General features: G+C 65.7%; 17 protein-coding genes. 6 read left to right on the top strand and 11 right to left on the bottom strand.

What is annotated here, in order from left to right:
* Positions 1-130: 130 nt before the first annotated feature.
* From ACP156_RS21095 to ACP156_RS21065, 7 genes are all read right to left on the bottom strand, one after another.
* Positions 131-1,477 (bottom strand): hypothetical protein, encoded by a 1,347-nt coding sequence (locus tag ACP156_RS21095; protein ID WP_425053367.1) that lies wholly within the window; start codon positions 1,475-1,477, stop codon positions 131-133.
* A gap of 79 nt (positions 1,478-1,556) precedes the next feature.
* The gene (locus tag ACP156_RS21090) at positions 1,557-2,192 is read right to left on the bottom strand and encodes a hypothetical protein (RefSeq protein ID WP_425053366.1); all 636 of its coding nucleotides are present in this window, start codon (positions 2,190-2,192) and stop codon (positions 1,557-1,559) included.
* A gap of 302 nt (positions 2,193-2,494) precedes the next feature.
* Positions 2,495-3,325 (bottom strand): ABC transporter permease, encoded by an 831-nt coding sequence (locus tag ACP156_RS21085; RefSeq protein WP_425053365.1) that lies wholly within the window; start codon positions 3,323-3,325, stop codon positions 2,495-2,497.
* Complete coding sequence (locus tag ACP156_RS21080) at positions 3,326-4,165, bottom strand: ABC transporter ATP-binding protein (RefSeq protein WP_425053364.1); 840 nt, start codon at positions 4,163-4,165, stop codon at positions 3,326-3,328. It lies immediately after the preceding gene.
* An 84-nt stretch (positions 4,166-4,249) separates the two neighbouring features.
* Positions 4,250-5,038: an SDR family oxidoreductase gene (locus ACP156_RS21075; protein WP_425053363.1), complete on the bottom strand. Its 789-nt coding sequence runs from the start codon at positions 5,036-5,038 to the stop codon at positions 4,250-4,252.
* 79 nt (positions 5,039-5,117) lie between these two features.
* Complete coding sequence (locus ACP156_RS21070; protein WP_425053362.1) at positions 5,118-6,119, bottom strand: ABC transporter substrate-binding protein; 1,002 nt, start codon at positions 6,117-6,119, stop codon at positions 5,118-5,120.
* A gap of 451 nt (positions 6,120-6,570) precedes the next feature.
* Positions 6,571-7,593: a nitrilase-related carbon-nitrogen hydrolase gene (locus tag ACP156_RS21065; RefSeq protein ID WP_425053361.1), complete on the bottom strand. Its 1,023-nt coding sequence runs from the start codon at positions 7,591-7,593 to the stop codon at positions 6,571-6,573.
* A 227-nt stretch (positions 7,594-7,820) separates the two neighbouring features.
* Here ACP156_RS21065 and ACP156_RS21060 point away from each other — a divergent pair, with 227 nt between their 5' ends.
* Together ACP156_RS21060 and ACP156_RS21055 are read left to right on the top strand one after the other, a co-directional pair.
* On the top strand, positions 7,821-8,507 hold the full coding sequence (locus ACP156_RS21060) for a GntR family transcriptional regulator (RefSeq protein WP_425053360.1): 687 nt from the start codon (positions 7,821-7,823) through the stop codon (positions 8,505-8,507).
* A 16-nt stretch (positions 8,508-8,523) separates the two neighbouring features.
* Complete coding sequence (locus ACP156_RS21055; RefSeq protein ID WP_425053359.1) at positions 8,524-9,942, top strand: MFS transporter; 1,419 nt, start codon at positions 8,524-8,526, stop codon at positions 9,940-9,942.
* Positions 9,943-9,949: 7 nt separating this feature from the next.
* On the opposite strand, the gene ACP156_RS21050 is transcribed toward ACP156_RS21055, so the two are convergent.
* Positions 9,950-10,879: a dihydrodipicolinate synthase family protein gene (locus ACP156_RS21050; protein ID WP_425053358.1), complete on the bottom strand. Its 930-nt coding sequence runs from the start codon at positions 10,877-10,879 to the stop codon at positions 9,950-9,952.
* Between the two features lie 66 nt (positions 10,880-10,945).
* A complete protein-coding gene (locus tag ACP156_RS21045) occupies positions 10,946-11,923 on the bottom strand; it encodes an ABC transporter substrate-binding protein (protein WP_425053357.1) in 978 nt (325 codons plus the stop codon).
* Between the two features lie 170 nt (positions 11,924-12,093).
* On the opposite strand from ACP156_RS21045, the gene ACP156_RS21040 reads away from it, so the two are divergent.
* Positions 12,094-13,299: a M20 aminoacylase family protein gene (locus ACP156_RS21040; RefSeq protein ID WP_425053356.1), complete on the top strand. Its 1,206-nt coding sequence runs from the start codon at positions 12,094-12,096 to the stop codon at positions 13,297-13,299.
* Positions 13,300-13,399: 100 nt separating this feature from the next.
* Here ACP156_RS21040 and ACP156_RS21035 read toward each other — a convergent pair whose 3' ends face one another.
* Entirely contained in the window at positions 13,400-14,167 is a 768-nt protein-coding gene (locus ACP156_RS21035) for an ABC transporter permease (protein WP_425053355.1), read from the bottom strand.
* Entirely contained in the window at positions 14,164-14,994 is an 831-nt protein-coding gene (locus tag ACP156_RS21030) for an ABC transporter ATP-binding protein (protein WP_425053353.1), read from the bottom strand. The genes ACP156_RS21035 and ACP156_RS21030 overlap by 4 nt, the downstream gene beginning before the upstream one ends.
* A 301-nt stretch (positions 14,995-15,295) precedes the next feature.
* Here ACP156_RS21030 and ACP156_RS21025 point away from each other — a divergent pair, with 301 nt between their 5' ends.
* From ACP156_RS21025 to cobF, 3 genes are all read left to right on the top strand, one after another.
* Complete coding sequence (locus ACP156_RS21025) at positions 15,296-15,970, top strand: SDR family oxidoreductase (RefSeq protein WP_425053352.1); 675 nt, start codon at positions 15,296-15,298, stop codon at positions 15,968-15,970.
* Positions 15,971-15,995: 25 nt separating this feature from the next.
* A complete protein-coding gene (locus tag ACP156_RS21020) occupies positions 15,996-16,679 on the top strand; it encodes an SDR family oxidoreductase (RefSeq protein ID WP_425053351.1) in 684 nt (227 codons plus the stop codon).
* A gap of 115 nt (positions 16,680-16,794) precedes the next feature.
* Positions 16,795-17,565, top strand: coding sequence for a precorrin-6A synthase (deacetylating) (gene cobF / locus ACP156_RS21015; protein ID WP_425053350.1), 771 nt, complete (start codon positions 16,795-16,797; stop codon positions 17,563-17,565).
* Positions 17,566-17,605 lie beyond the last annotated feature (40 nt).

Here is a 17,605-nt window from a genome sequence, read left to right as displayed (position 1 = left end):
ACACGCTCGCCCGCTTAAAGCACCAAGGTTCCGGGACGCCCCGCCCCCGTCCGATGTTTCGACGTCATCGGACAGGGGCGGGGCTTTTCCTTGGTGGTGCGCCCGGATCTTTCCGAGTAAGCCAAGGCCCTTAGGTGCCGCACTCGGGATAACCCTGGATTTCCAGTTCGAACGGGATCGCGACGTCGTTCAAATAAAGGTAATGCCATCCCGGCTTGGCGTCGGGCCAGATGTTGAGGTCAAATCGCAGCCCGACCGCGCCGCCGCTGGAAAAGCAGCCTTCGTGGCCGTCGTAGACTTCACCCGTTTCGGCCCAGTCCGCGCACATGTACCAGACCCGGCCGATCTCGATATCGCTATCGGCAGGAATCCAGTACCGCTGAACGCCCCAAAGCTGATCGCCCAGCACGCGAAGCGACGCTTCCGGGCGGTTTCCGCGCATCGTGTAGGTCGCGTCGACGTATTCGGTGACAACCGAAACCGCCTGCCCAAGGGGCGCCACGCGCCCGTCGCTGCCGGCAGCCGCCGTGATGGTGCCGGGCACGCGCGTCCAGACTTCGCGACCGCCTTCTTCGCCATAGCTCCATTGACCGACGATGGTGTTTTCCGTGGCTACGCCCCTGGAGGTGCCGCCCCAGTGGCCAAGCACTTGGTAGTAATACTGCGCGCTGAACTGGCGGCCCGGCCCGATCGTGGCTTCGCTTTCGAACAGCGTGAGCTCGGGAATATACATATCGATGAGCCATGGCGCGCTCGGGTCTCTGGAGAACGCGTACCAACAGCCGTCCCCGCCCGGCATGCAGGACCAGCTGCCGCCCTTGGTCAGTGTCGCGAAGGCCGAGGATATCGGCGCGTCGTCCCAAGTGATGCGCCAGTTCCCCTCAAGATCCAGATTGGGACCCGTGTCGGTGCTGGCGAAATGCGCCCGCACGACCTCGGGTGGCAGCGGGGGATGGGGGGCGATGGTCTCGTCCCGGATGCAGCCTGCGAAGCTGACGGCACCCGAGAGTTCCGGCTGGTCCATGGCCCAGCCCGCAAAGGCAAGCGCCATGGCCTGCGCGTCCGAAGGGTCGCCGAACCCCGAGAAGGACAGCGGGCCCTGAACGCGCGCCGTATCTGCGCCCCAGCCCGCGAAAGCGAGCGAGGTTTCGATTGTCGGCCCATCCTTGGCCCAGCCCGAAAACGCCAGCTTTGCCTTGGGGGCCTCTTGGGTCGTGCCCCAGCCCGAAAAGGTCAGGTCCGCCTTGGGGCCGACCTTGGTCAGGGCCCAACCCGCAAACGCCAGACCACCGTCGATCGCCGGGTCCGGACCTCCGAACCCCGTGAAGGCAAGGGCAGCCTGCCGTGCCGCCGTCTCGGCGCCCCAGCCCTCAAAGCCGATCGCCCCGCGTATCGTCGCGCCCGCGTCGCTGCCCCAACCTGAAAAGCCGAGTGTTGCGCTGACACGGGTCTCTTCGTCCGCATGCGAGATGCCCACGGACCCGGCCAGGGACGCAAGCAAAAGACAAAACCCGGCGCGCGCCTGCGTCACGCCGCCAAGCCTTGATATCGCCCCGCTAGAATTCACGTGCGAAAGAGAACACGGCGCTTTCAAGGCTGGTGCCGGGCCGCAGGCAGTTGAACAATCGCGTGGGCGTGGCGGCATCGCATTTTGCGGGCATAGTGCCGTAGAACTCGTCCGAGACCATTTCGATCATTTCGGCCTCGGACATGCCCGAGGTCTCGGATTCGTGAAACAGCTCCAGAAAGCAGCCGCCCTTGCTCCATTCCTCGATCCGCGAGGGCGAGTGAACGGGGCCAAGCGTCAGGTCGAAGGTTTCGACGATTTGCCGCGTGCCGCCGTTCCCGAAAACGAAGTCGAGACGCCGAAATTCCGTATAGGGGATCTTCTGGAGCATGGCCTCTTCGATCGAACGTCCGCCCACGTCGAACATGCCGCCGTGCAGGATCAACATCGCCTCGCCCACGACCTCGTGGCTGCCTGAACCGCCGCTGGAACTGAAAAACGAATCCACTTCGCACCTGATCGAAACCGCCCCGACCGTGGTTTCCAGATGGGTGATGTTCGCGTCCACCGAGACGTTCAGGAAGTCATTGAAAACACGTGGCGCGGAACTGTCCTGCGCATGGCCCATGGCGGGCAGCGTGACGATCAGAGAGACGATTGCAGGCAGGCTCCGGACGGAATTCATGCGGGTCTCCTTGGCTGGATGCCAAGAACACTAGGAAAGCCCCGCCCGTGTGTAAAAGAAATTCAGGACTTCGCCGAAGCCGCGCTGCGCCACGGGGCGAAGGCTGGATTGCAATGATCCGCCATTTCGCGACACCCGGCCCGAGGGATTTCGAGCCGGCGTTAGGGGTCGGCAATGGCCCCGTTCCCGAGCACCTCATCCGCGCGGGCAGGGTTAAGCAATCCCCAATCCGGTGCCGCATGAAAAAGGCCGGGCAGTGATCGCCCGGCCTGTCGTATCGGCTTCACTCCAGTAAGAAAGGCTTACGCCTCGCCAGAGACGTCCGACTTGTTGCGCCACGGGATCGCGAAGCGTTCCACCATCTCGAGGGTGAAGAAGAAGCACATCCCGATCAGCGCAATGCAGATGATAGCGGCGAACTGGCGGGCGACGTCGAAGTTGGAGCCGGCGATCAGGATCAGATAGCCCAGACCCTTGTCCGCCCCGATGAACTCGGCGACGATCGCGCCGATCACCGACAGCGCCGTGGCCAGCTTCAGCCCCGCGAAGATCGACGGCAGCGCGTGGGGCAGGCGGAACTTCCAGAACGTCTGCCAGGCGCTCGCGCCCATCGAGCGGGCAAGGTGGATCATCTCGTCCGACGCAGACCGCAGGCCCATCACCGAGTTGATGACGATGGGGAAGAACGACAGCAGGATCACGATCACGATCTTCGGCGTCATGCCATAGCCGAACCACGTCAGCAGCAGCGGCGCGATGGCGACCTTGGGGATCGTCTGGCTGGCGACGATCAGCGGGTAAACACCCTTCTGGATGAACTTGGAATAGACGATGGCCACCGCCAGCGGCACGCCGATCAGCACGGCGCAGGTAAAGCCGAAAACGACCTCGAACATCGTCACCAGCGCGTTCGGGAACAGCCGGTGCCCATAAGCCCGGAATTCCTGCGCAATGGCCGAGGGCGCGGGCAGGATGAAGGGCGGGACGTTCGCCAGCCGCACATAGGCCTCCCAGAACAGAAGAAGCCCGATCAGCGTCCAGACGGCCAGCGGCACGCCATTCAGCACTTTCAGGACGGGGGCGAGGGCGCGTGTCCCGTCCTGCTGCGGTTCGGTTGCGGATGCCATAGCCATTTATTCCTCCCGGAAGACGCCGAGGCTTTTGAAGATGCCGGTCAGCTCGTGGACGTATTGGATGAATTTCGGATCCTCGCGCATGGCGAGACGGCGGGGTCGGGGCAGGTCGATGTTCACGATGCGCTCGACCCGGCCCGGGCGCGGCGTCATCACCACGACGCGGTCGCTGAGGAAGATCGCCTCGGGGATCGAGTGGGTGATGAAGAAGACCGTCATGTCGTCGTCGCGGCACAGCTTCAGCAGATCAAGCTGCAACTGGTCCCGCGTCATCGCGTCCAGCGCGCCGAAGGGCTCGTCCATCAGCATCAGCGGCGGCTTGTGCAGCAGCGCCCGGCAGATCGAGACCCGCTGGCGCATGCCGCCCGACAGCTCGCTGGGATAGGCGTCGTGGAAGTCGTCCAGCGACACCATCGACAGCAGTTCCATCGCGCGGGCCTTCGCCTCGGCCTTGTCCGATTTGCGGATTTCGGCCTGGATCATCACGTTCTCCAGCGCCGACCGCCAGTCCAGCAGCACGTCCTTCTGGAACACGATCCCCGCCTCTGGGTTGGGGGCGTTGATCTCCTTGCCGTCCACGGTGATCTGGCCGGAACTGGCCGGAAGCAGACCGGACAGCAGCATCATCAGGGTGGACTTGCCGCACCCGGACGGGCCGAGGATCGAGACGAACTCGCCCCGGCGGATGTCGAGGTCGACCGGCTCAAGCGCCTGAACCCGGCCCTTGCGGCCGTTGAACACCTTGGTGACGCCCTTGATCGAGACGTGCGCAGCGCCCGTGGACGTCAGGGTGTCGGTGGCGGGAGTGGACAGGCTGTCTGGCGATGGGAGTGCGTTCATTGCTGGTTGTCCGGGTCCATGGGACCGCTCCTTGGTGTGAGTGGTGGCGTCCGGCGGGCGGGCGCCATTCTTGTACGGGCGCGGTCAGACCGCGCGGATCATGCCTCCGTCGATGCGGATCGTGCTGCCGGTGACGTATGAGGCGGGCGCCGAAGCCAGAAAGGCCGCGACCGCGCCGAATTCCTCCGGGCTGCCATAGCGCCCCGCCGGGATCGTCGCGGCGGATGCCGCCTGTACGTCCGCCAGCGGTTTGCCGGTCTTCGCCGCCGCGCCTGTGTCGATCGAGATCACGCGGTCGGTCAGGATGCGGCCGGGGGCGAGGATGTTCACCGTCACGCCGTCACCCGCCACTTCACCGGCAAGGCTTTTCATGAAGCCCACCAGCGACGACCGGAGCGCGTTCGACACCGGCAGATGCGGGATCGGCTGGACGACACCGGACGAGGCGATGGTGAGGATGCGGCCCCAGCCCTTCGCGCGCATGGGTCCAAGCAGGTCCAGCGTCAGCGTCACCAGCGGGGTGACCATCTTTGCATAGTGTTCCTGCATCACCATCGGATCGACCGAGGTGGGAAGGCCGGGCGGCGGGCCGCCGGAGTTGTTGACGAGGATATCGACATGCCCCGTAAGTTCGCGCGCCGCCGCCGCCAATGTCGCAGGCGCCGTCGTGTCGCCAAGGTCGGCCACCGCGATATTGGCGCGCTCCGCCTGATCGGCGGGCAATTCGCCCAGCAGCGCGGCAAGCTTTGCTTCGTCGCGGCCCGCGAAGGTGACGCTGGCGCCTTCGGCCAGAAGGGCGAGGGCGGTGGCTTTGCCAAGCCCTCCGGTGGCGCCGAGAACAAGCGCGTGGCGGTCTTTCAGTCCGAGATCCAAGGTGGCCTCTGTCGTTACTTGCACAAAGGGCCGTGGGGTGGACGCACCACCCCACGGTTCGAGTTCGGAGATGAACCGATCAGTTCATCGCCGCGGGGAGATAGGCGTCGGTGTAGATGTCGCCCGGGGTCAGGCCCGGCTCCATGCCCGAGTACTTTTCAAGCAGGTCGATGGTCAGCTCGATGTCTTCCAGCGCGACGGTGCCATAGGGCATGTCTTCGGTCGCGGCGGTGTGCTCGTACTTCTTCATCACGATGATCTGCTCGAGGATCGCTTCGGGGTCCGAGTCCGGGCGGTTCGCCATGATCGCGTCACGGGCGGCTTCCGGGTCGGCCTCGACATCGGCTTTCGCCTTGATGATCGCTTCCAGGAAGCCCGAGACCACGTCGGGGTTCTCGGCAAGGAAGTCCTTCCGTACGATGACCGACGAGCCAAGGATGTTCACGCCGTAGTCGGCGAACAACAGCGGCGGTTCGATCGGGTGCATCGCGGCGACCTTGTCGCCGTCCGGGTTGGCCCAGCCGTTGATGAAGTCGACGTCGCCTTTCAGCAGCGCGACCCGGTCGTTGCCGCCGTTGATGATGATCACTTCGACCTTCTCCAGGTCGATGCCGTTCGCTTCGGCGAAGGCCTTGATCATGCCGTCCTCGAAGTTGCCCGCGTCGGTGCCAAGGCGCTTGCCCTCGATATCCTTCGGCGAGGCGATGCCCGAGCCTTCCAGCGAGATGATCGAGGTCGGGTCTTTCTGGATCAGGCCCGCGACGGCGATGATGGTATCGGCACCGGCCGCTTTCTGGGCCTGCGCCAGCGCGCCGAGGCCGGCGATGCCGATGTCGAAGTCGCCGTTGCCGACCGCTTGGATCGTGCCGGTCGAGCCGTTGCCGTCGACGATCTCGACGTCGAGACCTTCCTCGGCGAAATAGCCGCTTTCCTTGGCGACGAAGAACGGGGCGTCAACCCCGCCGGTCACCCATGCAAGGCGCAGGCTGACATCTGTAAGGTCTTGAGCGAAGGCGGGCGTCAGGCCCAGCCCCCCGGCAAGAGCGACGCCGGAAAGTGTGCGGAGCAGAAAGTGTTTCATTTGGCTGGCCTCTCGTTGGCGCCCGGATGCAGGCGGTTTCTCATCGGTGTTGAGTTGGCATTCACATGGTATGCCAGCGATAAACACGTCACAAAGGAAACCGGGACCGGTGCGCGCAGGGACGGGGGCGATGCGCGTTTTGCCTTAAATTTCGGCGTTGCCAGACGGCCAATGTCTAAAATCGCTCGCAGCGGGAAAGGAATCGGGGCTGCGCGGGTGCGGCTGAACTGGACAGCCGCGGGATTTGAACTATCGGCCGATCTTGCGGTGAAGCCGGCGGTCGGTCCAGCCGTATTCGCGGATCTCGTCGCACCCGATGCTGCCATGCAGCATTCCCGCCGCGCGGCTGTTCCGTTCAGAATGTAGTGGGGGAGTTGGGGCCGTCCGAGTGGCCGGCGTCGCGGGCGCCGCGCCGTGGCGGGCGCCCGCGAAATGGGTTTGAACAGCGCGGTCAGTCGCGCAGGACGCCGGCGGCCGACATGTTGGCCAGCGCCTTCTGATGTACCGCTGCGAAATCGTCGTTGGTCTCGACGGCGGCCTCGGCCAGACCGTTCGCCGGGTAGAAATCGGCGCTGCCGTAATAGTCGCGGTACATCTCGAACCGCGACCGCATCAGGCCGTTCGCCATCCCGGTGTCGTGCCGCGCCGCCTGAAGCGCCTCGACGTCGATCATCGCGGAACAGGCATTCGACGCCTTGTCGCTTTCCTCGAAGGCGATCAGGTCGCCGCGATAATCGACGATCATCGAGTGCCCGCCGGTCAGCGTATCCGAGAAGCCCGCGGTGCCCGACAGGTTGCACGAGATCAGGTAGACCATGTTCTCTGCCGCGCGGCAGCGTTTGGCGCAATCCGCCAGCGTGCTGACCGGCGCGTTGTCGGGGTGCAGGATGACCTCGGCGCCGCGCAGCATGAACGAGCGGGTGATCTCGGGCACCGAGACCTCGCCGCAGGGGAAGATCGCCAGACGGCCGAGTTCGGTGTCGACCACCGGGAAGATGCCTTCTTCGCCGTAGGCCTCGCGGTACTCGTCAAGGATATCGTGCGGCGACGTCCAGCTGCCGGTGTTGATCCGGCGGTAGCGCAGGATCACTTCGCCTTTCGGGTCCAGCAGGAAGGACGAGTTGAAATAGCGGTCGGGCCACTTCGGATCGACCTCGAAATGGTTGCCGGCAATATAGATGCCGCGCTTGATCGCGACCTCGGCCAGACGGTCGGTGATCGCGCCCGGGATCGTGGTGCAGGCGCGTTCGATCCAGACGCTTGCGGGCAGGCTGCGTTGCGGGCCCTGAAAGACGAACTCGGGCAGAACCACCAGTTTCGGCGGCGTGTCGCTGTCGCAGGCGGCCTCGATGGCGGCGAGGGCGACGTCGATATTGCCGTTGATGACGGCCCAGGCGGCCTCTTTGGTCTCGGCGGGGAAGGCGAGCTTGCTGTCGACTTGGATACAGGTTGCGCGCCAGGGCGTGATGGCCATGTGAAGGCTCCGGTCGTTGGAAGGCCGCGGGTTCGGGCGGCCGGTGGGAAGCGGGGAAGTGGGCGCGCAGCGTTTCGCGCGCGAAACATCTTCCATTAGGTGCTCCAATGGCATACCGATGGTACGCGAGGCGTCAAGGCGCGGTGCGAGTACGAATTTGGTTCTTGTGGGCACCTGCCGCTTTTTTGAGCGGCAAGGGCCGCTGGCCGGGAAAGGAAGGACGACGAATGGAGGATCTGAACGCAAGCGCAGTCCGTGAACTGCCGGTGGAAGAGGCGGGCGTCAGCCTTGCCGACTTCGCCTACGGGCGCATTCTCGACCGGATGTTGTCGGGCGAACTGAAGCCGGGGCAGGTCCTGCAAGAGCGGCGGCTGGCCGAGGTGCTGGGCATTTCGCGCACCCCGGTCCGCGAGGCGCTGGGACGGCTGGAGGCGGAACAGCTTGTGTCGCGCCGGCAGGGTCGCATGCTGGTCGTGGCCGAACTCAGCGTCGAAAGCTACGTCAGCCTTCTGGACATGCGCCGCATCCTCGAGGTCGAGGTTTCGGGCCGCGCCACCGGGCGCATCACGCCCGAGACGCTGCTGAAGGTCGAGGCGGCGATCATCGCGCTGCGCGACGCGGCCGAGGTCAGCACCTCGGAGCACTGGGACGTCGACGACCTTGTTCACAACACCATCGCAGAAGCGGCGGGCAATCCGATGATCGTGGCCGCGATCCGCGACCTGCGCCGCCGGACGCACCTGTTCAACACCGCGCGCATCTCGCATCGCCGCAAGCCCGGCGCCGAAGAGCACCTTGCGCTGATCCGCGCCGTGGCGGGCGATGACCCCGAGCGGTCGCGCGACCTGATGGGTGCGCATCTTGACCACGTGCGCGACGCGATCATCGACTATATCCTCGGCCGCAGAACCTGACCGGATACCAGACGCCTTGACGGACGACCTATCAACGGAGCTTCCCCAGCGCCGCCGCCTGATGCTTGTCGCGGCGTTGCTGGCGTTGTTCCTTGCCGCGCTGGAACAGACGATCATCGGCCCGGTGATGGGAGACATCGCCGCCGAACTGGGCGGCGGGCGTCTGCTGCCCTGGGTCGCCACGGGCTATCTGATGGCCGCGACCGCGACGGCGCCGATCCTTGGCGCCTTCGCCGACATCCACGGACGCCGCCGCGCGCTGCTGATCGCGGTGGGGCTATTCGTCATCGGGTCGGTCGCCGCGGCACTGGCGCGCGACCTTGCGCGGCTGGTCGCCGCGCGGGCGTTGCAGGGCGCGGGGGCAGGGGGGCTGATCGCGTTGCCCTTCGTGGTCGTCGCCGACCTCGTGCCGATGCGCAAGCGGGCGCTGTTCGCCGCCGGGATCTCGACCATCTATGCGGTGTCCTCTGTCTTCGGGCCGGTCGCGGGCGGCATCCTTGCCGACAACCTGCACTGGAGCGCGGTTTTCTGGCTGAACCTGCCGCTGGGCGCGCTGGTCGCCGTGATGATCCTGACGGCGGACCGCACCGGCGCGGCGCGGCGGACGCGGAAAATCGACGTTCTGGGTGCGGGACTTCTGTCGCTGGCGACCTTCGCGACAATCCTCGCGCTGGACAACGCGACCGGCACGGCGGCGAATGCGGCCATGGCGTTGGGCTTCCTTGCCGCAGCGGCAGTGTTCTGGGTCGGCTTCGGCTATCGCATGACCCGCGCCGCCGACCCGCTGGTGCCGGTTCACGTGCTGACCGAGCGGACGATCCTTCTGAACGCGGTCGCGCTGTTCTGTGCGCAGGGGACCAACATCGGACTGGCGATCTACCTGCCGCTGTACTGGCGTTCGGCCTTCGGGATGACGGCGACCGAGGCGGGGGTGGCGATCCTTGGTTTCCTCAGCGGCGTGATGCTGGGCCCGTATCTGCCGCCGCGCCTGCTGCTGCGCGACCCGCGCTATCGCCCGATCATGCTGGCGGGGGCAAGCATCGCGGTCGTCGGAGGCGTTTTGCTGGCCGTCGTCATCGGCGCGGGCGGAAGCTTTGCGATGGTCGAGGTCGGGTCGTTCTCGCTGGGGATCGGTGTCGGCATCATGTACCCGATCTTCCTTCTGGCGGTGCAGAACGCGGCGCGGCCCGAGAACATGGGCGCGGCGCTGGGGGTGATGGGCTTCATGCGGGCGATGGGCGCGACCGTCGGCGCGTCCGCCGCCGGGCTTGCCGCCGTGGCCTCGGGGCTTGATGGGGGGCTTGATGGCGACGGCGGGGCGGGCTGGCCGGCCTGGACGCTGGTGGTGCCGGCGATCCTGATGATGGCGGTGGCGCTGGCGGCCTGCCTGCGGATGCCCGACCGCGAGCTTGAAGGCTATTCCAGCCGGGCCTGATCCGTGGTCAGCCGCAAAGTTCGGCGAGCCGTGCTTCCTGACGCTTGATGAGAGTCTCGACCTCTGCCACCGCGGCGGGGGCGAGCGGCGCGCCGGGCGCGCGGATCTTCGACGAGGCGATGACCCCGCGCGAGTGGAAGACGTACTTGCGCACCGCCAGCCCGACGCCCGGCTGTTGTTCATACCGCACCAGCGGCAGGTAGGCGTCGAAGATATCGCGCGCGTGTTCGGTCTTGCCCGCGGTCATCAGCTTGCAGACCTCGGCCATCATGCGCGGGAAGCAGAAGCCGGTCATCGCGCCGTCGGCGCCACGGGCCATTTCCTCGGGCAGGAACATGCCGCCATTGCCGCACAGAATGGCGGTGCGGCGGCGTCCTTCGGCCTCGGCCTTGCGCAGCGCCGAGATCTTCGCAAGCCCCGGCCAGTCCTCGTGCTTGAGCATCACGATGGACGGATGCGCCTCGAAAATGCGGCCAAGGGTGGCGGTCGAGATCGGGACGGTGGTCGACAGCGGAAAGTCCTGCAAAACCAGCGGAACGTCGGTTCCGATGGCATCGACGACATTGGCGTAATACGCCTCGATCGTCTCGTTGGTGGTCAGCGATGGCGGCGGCGCGACCATGACGCCGGCGGCGCCCGCGTCCATCGCGGCCTTGGTCAGTTCCGAGATCGCGGCAAGGCCCGAGGCGGACACGCCGACCACGACGGGCAGGTCCGGCACGCGGGCGATCACCCGTTCCACGAAGGCCCGCGCCTCGGGCTGGGTCAGCTTGGGCGCTTCGCCCATCATGCCAAGGATCGTCAGCCCGCTTGCGCCCTCCTGCACGTAGAAGTCGGTAAGGCGGTCGGTGCTGTCGAGGTCAAGCGATCCGTCCTCGGCGAAGGGGGTGGCCGAGATGGTGAAGACACCGTTGGACCGGGCAGTGATGAGCGGCATGGAAACTCCGTATCGTCAGGGCCAGCGGCGCACGAACGGGAAAACCGCGCGCCGCCGGCGGGGGGCTTACTCGGCGGGGACGTAGACCACGTCCTCGGGGGTCAGGTCGCGCGACAGCGGCGTGACCTTGTCGACCATCGCGATGTTATGCGCGACGCGTTCGATGTCGAAGGCATATCCGTTGGCCTCGAACACCGGGTTGTCGAAGGCGAAGCCGAACGAGAAGGGCACCATGTCGGTCTGTGTCTCGCGCTGCATTCCCTCGACGCCCGCGACGATGGCGTCGACCGCCGCCGCCGGGTCGGCGCGGGCGGCGTCGTAGGTGCATTCGACGGCTGCCATGAACCGTTTCACAAGGTCCGGGTTTTCGGCGATCATCGCGTCAGAGGTGAAGATCGACGCGTTGTAGATGTCCAGCGCGTCGCCATAGTGGATGCCGCGCACCTCCAGCCCCGACTGGGCTGCGATGGCCTCAATCCGCTTGACCGAGGTGATGTAGCTGGCCAGCGCGTCGACCCGCTTTTGCAGCAGCAGGCCGGTCAGGGCCGAGCTTTCGGCGGTGATGATCTCGACCTTGGACATATCGCCGCCGACGGCGTCCATGCCCAGCGGCAGGAATTCCATCGCGGCGTTGCCCACGGACGAGGCGATGGAGTGGCCTTCGAGGTCTTTCAACTCGGTGATCTCGCTGTCGGCCATGACGGCGATGGCCATCGGCGACTGCGCCACGATGGGCATGATCGCCTTCACCGGCGCGCCGCTTTCGGCAATCGTGCCGATGATCACGCCAAGGTCGGTGACGGAGAAATCCGCGACGCCGGTCGCGACCTTGGTCACCGCGTCCGCCGCGCCGTAGCCGCGCGAGATGGTGACGTCGATGTCCTGATCCGTGAAGCAGCCCTTCTCGACGCCAAGGTAATAGGCCGCCGAAATGCCACCCGGAGTCCAGTCGAGCTGAAAGTCGACCTGGTCGGCGGCAGCGGCCGTCTGGGCCGACGCACCAATCGCGAGGCCGCACAAAGCGATCGTCGTGGGAAGTCTCATCAATTCATTTCTCCTGTTGTCGGATTTCGCGTCGCCGGGTCTTGTGTGGCATTGGCATACCAGTAGAGTACCGATGGTGTATCGTCCACTGAAAGGCGCCCCGGCGCGGTGCGTTCCGGTCGAACGGCACAAAAAACGTGCACCCGCGACAGTCCCGAAAGGAGAACGGTATGGATTTGGACAAGGTGATGAAAACCCTGCGCAGTCAGGAGGCCGAGATGACGGCCCTGCGCCATGACATCCACATGCACCCCGAGACCAGCTACGAGGAATTCCGCACCTCGCAACTGGTGCAGGACAAGCTGACCGAGTGGGGAATCCCGTTCGAGGCGGGACTGGGTGTCACCGGGGTCGTCGCCTCGATCCGTGGCAAGCGCCCGGGGAACCGGTCCATCGGGTTTCGGGGCGACATGGACGCGCTGAACATGACAGAGGGCAATAGCTTCGCCCATGCCTCGACCATACCGGGCAAGATGCACGGCTGCGGCCATGACGGGCACACGGTGATGCTGCTTTACGCCGCCCGCTACCTTGCCGAGAACCCGGATTTCGGGGGCACGGTGCACTGTATCTTCCAGCCCGCCGAAGAGGGCGGCGCCGGGGCGCAGGCAATGATCGACGACGGCCTGTTCGAGCGCTTCCCCTGCGACGCCGTCTATTCGCTGCACAACAAGCCGGGCATCCCGGTGGGCAAGTTCGTCACCCGCGTAGGGCCGCAACTGGCCGCCGTGGATCACTGGGTGATCGGTCTGCACGGCACCGGCGGGCATGGCGGCTCGCCCGAAAAGGGGACCGACCCGACCGTGCCGCTGGCGCACACCATCCTTGGCATTCACGGGATCATCTCTCGCAATGTCTCGGCGCAGGATTCGGCGGTGCTGTCGATCGGCATGATCGAGGCGGGTACGGCGAACAACGTGATCCCCTCGGACATCCGCATCCATGGCACCTCGCGCATCCACGATCCGGCGGTGCAGGACACGATCGAGAAGCGGCTTAAAGATGTGGCCGAGGGCGCGGCGGCGATGTCGGGCTGCACGGCCACCATCGACTATCAGCGGGGCTATCCGGCGCTGGTGAACACGCTGGCCGAACGTGACAAGGCCGTTGCCGCCGCCTCGGCGCTGGTGGGGGCAGAGAACGTCGACCCCGACAATCCGCCGATCAACGCAGCAGACGACTTTGCCTTCATGCTGCTGCAACGGCCGGGGTGCAACGTGATGATGGGCAACGGCGACGACCCGAAGTGGACGAGCAATCACCGGCCCGATTACGACTTCAACGACGAGGCGCTGTGTCATGGCGCGGCGTACTGGATCTCGCTGACGGACAAAGAGCTGAACCCCGAGGCGGACCTGGACCGGGACGCGGCCTGAGCCGGGACGACCAGACACCCGCGCGGCATCAGGGCCAAAGGCCGCCGCGCATCGCCGGGCCGCCCCCACGGCCCGGCGTTCCTTGTGGAGCGGCGCCGACCTATTTCCCCGGATCGTTCCGCAGCGACCAGCCGAACAGCAGCCGGTGGGTCCAGTTCACCGCCTCGTAGAGGATCACCGATACCACCGCGAGCATCACCACGCAGGCCATCGCCGTCGGGATCGCGAATTGCGCGGTGGAGGAGGTGACGAGATAACCCAGCCCCCGGTTGGCGTTGACGAACTCTGCCACCACAGCGCCGATCACCGCCACCGTCACGCCGATGCGCAGGCCGCCGAAAATGAACGGCACCGCGTGCGGCAGGCGGATCGTCAGGATCTCGGTCAGCGGACCGGCGCCCGCGACGCGGGACAGGTCCAGCATCTCTTGCGGCGTGTCCATGATCCCCGTCGCCGTCGCCACCATGATCGGGAAGAAGGCGGTCAGCGTCACGATGATCAGCCGCGTCGTCTCGTCCGTGCCGAAGATCACCACGAGGATCGGCGCGATCGAGATGATCGGGATCGCGTTCAGGAACACGATCAGCGGATAGATCGCCTCGGACGTCAGGCGGTTGACCGACACCAGCACCCCCAGCGGGATGCCCACGGCGCAGGACAGGGCAAAGCCCAGAAGGATCGTCTTCAGCGTCACGGCGGTGTTGGTGAACAGCGTCGTGCCCAGTTTCGCGCCGCCCTCCCAGATCGCACTGGGCGAGGGCAGCAGGTAGACCGGGATCTCCAGCGACACGCTGATCAGTTCCCACAGGCCGATGAACAGGGCGAAGGCGAGGATCGGCAGGACGATCTTGCGGGCGGCGGGGCTCATGCGTGGCTCCTTGCGTTCGGTCCGAAGATGTTGTCGCGGATCCGGCGGGTGTAGTCGTGAAAGGCGGGATGCGCCGAGGTTTGGTGCGTCCGGGGTGTCGGGATGTCGATGTCGATCAGCTCTTGCAGGCGGCCGGGACGGGCGGACATCACCGCGACACGGTCCGACAACAGCACCGCCTCGTTGATCGAATGCGTGACCAGCAATATCGTCTTGCCGGTAGAGGCATGAATGTCGAGCAGGTCCAGTTGCAGGTCTTCGCGGGTCAGCGCATCAAGCGCGCCGAAGGGTTCGTCCATCAGCAGGATTTTCGGATCGAGGATCAGCGACCGCGCGATGGACGCGCGCTGCTGCATGCCGCCCGACAGTTCGTGGGGCATCCGGCCGCCCATGTCGCCCAGCCCGACCATCTCGAGCAGTTCCTGCGCGCGGGCGCGGTCGGCGGCGGTGGTCCGGCGCAGGGCGCGGACGGGGTACAGCACGTTCTTCAGCACCGACAGCCAAGGCAGCAGCGTCGGGCGCTGGAACACGATGGCGACCTCCGAGAACCCGCTCCGCCGCTTGCCGCCGCCGATCCAGATGTCGCCGTTGGTCGGCTCTTGAAGCCCGGCCAGCATCCGCAGCACCGTCGACTTGCCGCAGCCCGAAGGGCCGACAAGCGACACGATCTCGCCGTCCTGAATGCGCAGGTTGAAGTCCTCGACCGCCGTCAGGTCCTCGCCGGTCCGTGTGCGGAATGTCACCCCGGCGTGGGCGAGTTCGATCAGGGTCTGCGGAGCGCCCGACGGAGCGGGGTCCACGGGGCGCAGATGGGATACCATTGCCATTCACTTGTCCGGATTAATGTCGTTCAAAGGGGCGTGTGTTCGAAAAGGTGCGCTGAAAAGATTTGGCATACCACCTGCACACCGCGTGATCCCGGTCTTGTGCCTGTTTTCGCTGCACAACCGGCCAGAGCCGTGCCAAACTGCCTTGCGATTGTGCGCTTGGGCGATGTGAAAGGCCGGTGTTCGACGGCTTTCCTTGTCGTTTGGTATGACATCGGAATACCGATGACACACCAACGTCGCGGAGCCGTCGAATCAGACACGACCGCGCGGAACGACGCAACAGGACGAAAGGCACCGGATGGCCACCATCCTTATATCGGGCGCGAACCGGGGCATCGGTCTGGAGCTCGCCCGACAATTTGCCGCCGACGGCTGGGACGTCATCGGCACCGCACGCCGCCCCGAAGCCGCAGATGCGCTGCGCGAAACCGGGGCAGAGGTTCTGCCGCTGGAAGTGACCAACCCCGCCTCGATCGCGGCGCTGGTTCAGGCAATGAACGGGCGGCCCATCGACGTGCTGATCGCCAACGCGGGCATCGCCATCAACCTCGAGGCAAAGCCCGCCGAGGTCACGAAGGACGAGTTCCTCAAGGTCGTCGGCACCAACACCTTCGGCCCGCTCGCGCTGGCCACCGCGCTGAAGCCAAATCTGCTGGCGGGCGAAAAACGCATCGTCACCGCGATGTCGAGCCTGATGAGTTCCATCGAGGCAAACGACTGGGGCACCCAGTACAGTTACCGCGCCTCGAAAACCGGGCTGAACGCCGTCTGGCGCGCGCTGACGCTGGAGTGGGAGCCCGAGGGCCTGACCTGCGTGCTGCTGCGCCCCGGCTTCGTGGCGACCGACATGACCGGCGGGCAGGGGCTTGCGGTCGAGGAAAGCGTCGCCGGAATGAAACGCGTGGTCGAAGGGCTGACGCCGGCGGATGCCGGCCGGATCATCGGCTACGACGGGCTGGATGTCCCGTGGTGATCGCCCTCGCGAAAGGAATGAAGTGATGCCTACCGTTCTGATCACCGGCGCCAACCGTGGCATCGGGCTGGAATTCGCTCGCCAATACGCCGCCGAGGGCTGGGAAGTCCTTGCCGCCAACCGCACGCCGTTCAAGCCGATGGATATCGTCGACCTTGGCCCCGGCACCCGCGAGCTGCGCTATGACGGGCTGAACGAAGCCTCGGTCGCCGACGTCGCCGCCCGGCTGAAGGGCCATGCCATCGACGTGGCGATCATGAACGCGGGCTATGGCGACGACCAGCAGCTTGCGCCGGAAGAGATCGACGAGGCGCACTGGCAGCGGATGATGCTGACCAACACCTGGGCGCCGTTCCGGCTTGCCACCCTGATCGAAGAGAATCTGAAGGCCGGCGAGAAGAAGACGCTGGTCGAGATCTCCAGCCTCGCGGCGTCGAACGGCACCTACACCGGCAAACGCCAGTTCGTTTACCGCGCCTCGAAAGCCGCGCTGAACCAGCTGTGGCGCTCGCTGGCGGCAGAGTGGAAGCCATGGGGCTGCATCTGCCTCGCCCTCCGCCCGGGCCGCGTGCAGACGCGCATGTCGGACTATGCGGGAGAGTTGCTGCCCGAGGAGTCCGTAAGCCAGATGCGCCAGGTCATCGCCAACGCAACGCCCGAGCAAAGCGGCATGCACATCAACTACGACGGGGCGACAGTCCCGTGGTGAAGGCGTGCGGGGCGTAGGGGGGGATTGACGCTGCCTGCGCGTAACTCCGCCTTGCCGCTTGACGCTTCCACCCCGACAGGGAATGACCGGGCGGTGGAGCGGACGGGGAGTGGCGATGAGACGGCGCATCTTGGTAATCGGGATCGGGGCCGGTAATCCCGAGTACATCACGGTGCAGGCGGTCAAGGCGCTGAACCGGGCGTCGGTGTTCTTTCTGCCCAACAAGGGGGCCGACAAGGCCGGTCTGCTGCATCTGCGGCAGGAGATCTGCGGGCGCTACATCGAGGGCGACGACTATCGCTTCGTGGAATTCGACATCCCCGAGCGGTCGAAGGCGGGCGTGTACAAGTCGGACGTGAAAGCGTGGCGCGACGAGGTCCGCCGCATCTACGAACGGCTTCTGGCGGAGGAGATCGGAGAGGACGAGACGGGGGCTTTCCTCGTCTGGGGCGACCCGTCTCTGTACGACGGGACGATGGGCATCCTCGAAAGCATCGCCGCCACCGACGCCTTCGATCTGGACTACGAGGTCATCCCGGGGATCAGCAGCGTCTCTGCGCTTGCCGCGCGCCACAAGGTCGCGTTGAACCGGATCGGCGAACCGCTGACCGTTACCACGGGCCGATTGCTGACCAAGGGCATGCCAGACACCGGCGGCAATGTCGTGGTGATGCTGGACACGCAGGCAGGGCTTCGGGCGCTCGACGGCGATATCGAGATCCACTGGGGGGCCTATGTCGGCACCGAGGACGAGATCCTGATCTCTGGCAAGCTGCGCGACGTCTGCGACGACATCGAACGGCAGCGGGTGGCGTCAAAAGACGAGAACGGCTGGATCATGGACACCTATCTTCTTGCGCCGCCCAAGGATGCCGGCAAGACGTGATCCTTGCGACGCGTCACGAAGATATTTATTTAAAACAAAT

The sequence above is a fragment of the Psychromarinibacter sp. S121 genome (assembly GCF_049801035.1).
Classification (GTDB): domain Bacteria; phylum Pseudomonadota; class Alphaproteobacteria; order Rhodobacterales; family Rhodobacteraceae; genus Psychromarinibacter.
The sequence above is the reverse complement of the archived record's forward strand: the minus strand, read 5'-3'. Positions and strand labels throughout refer to the sequence as shown.

Bases quoted from the DNA above. Each gene is read 5' to 3' on its own strand.
- ACP156_RS21090 (WP_425053366.1), bottom strand. From the start codon at position 2,192: ATGAATTCCGTCCGGAGCCTGCCTGCAATCGTCTCTCTGATCGTCACG.
- ACP156_RS21085 (WP_425053365.1), bottom strand. From the start codon at position 3,325: ATGGCTATGGCATCCGCAACCGAACCGCAGCAGGACGGGACACGCGCC.
- ACP156_RS21080 (WP_425053364.1), bottom strand. From the start codon at position 4,165: ATGAACGCACTCCCATCGCCAGACAGCCTGTCCACTCCCGCCACCGAC.
- ACP156_RS21070 (WP_425053362.1), bottom strand. From the start codon at position 6,119: ATGAAACACTTTCTGCTCCGCACACTTTCCGGCGTCGCTCTTGCCGGG.
- ACP156_RS21065 (WP_425053361.1), bottom strand. From the start codon at position 7,593: ATGGCCATCACGCCCTGGCGCGCAACCTGTATCCAAGTCGACAGCAAG.
- ACP156_RS21060 (WP_425053360.1), top strand. From the start codon at position 7,821: ATGGAGGATCTGAACGCAAGCGCAGTCCGTGAACTGCCGGTGGAAGAG.
- ACP156_RS21050 (WP_425053358.1), bottom strand. From the start codon at position 10,879: ATGCCGCTCATCACTGCCCGGTCCAACGGTGTCTTCACCATCTCGGCC.
- ACP156_RS21045 (WP_425053357.1), bottom strand. From the start codon at position 11,923: ATGAGACTTCCCACGACGATCGCTTTGTGCGGCCTCGCGATTGGTGCG.
- ACP156_RS21040 (WP_425053356.1), top strand. From the start codon at position 12,094: ATGGATTTGGACAAGGTGATGAAAACCCTGCGCAGTCAGGAGGCCGAG.
- ACP156_RS21035 (WP_425053355.1), bottom strand. From the start codon at position 14,167: ATGAGCCCCGCCGCCCGCAAGATCGTCCTGCCGATCCTCGCCTTCGCC.
- ACP156_RS21030 (WP_425053353.1), bottom strand. From the start codon at position 14,994: ATGGCAATGGTATCCCATCTGCGCCCCGTGGACCCCGCTCCGTCGGGC.
- ACP156_RS21025 (WP_425053352.1), top strand. From the start codon at position 15,296: ATGGCCACCATCCTTATATCGGGCGCGAACCGGGGCATCGGTCTGGAG.
- ACP156_RS21020 (WP_425053351.1), top strand. From the start codon at position 15,996: ATGCCTACCGTTCTGATCACCGGCGCCAACCGTGGCATCGGGCTGGAA.
- cobF (WP_425053350.1), top strand. From the start codon at position 16,795: ATGAGACGGCGCATCTTGGTAATCGGGATCGGGGCCGGTAATCCCGAG.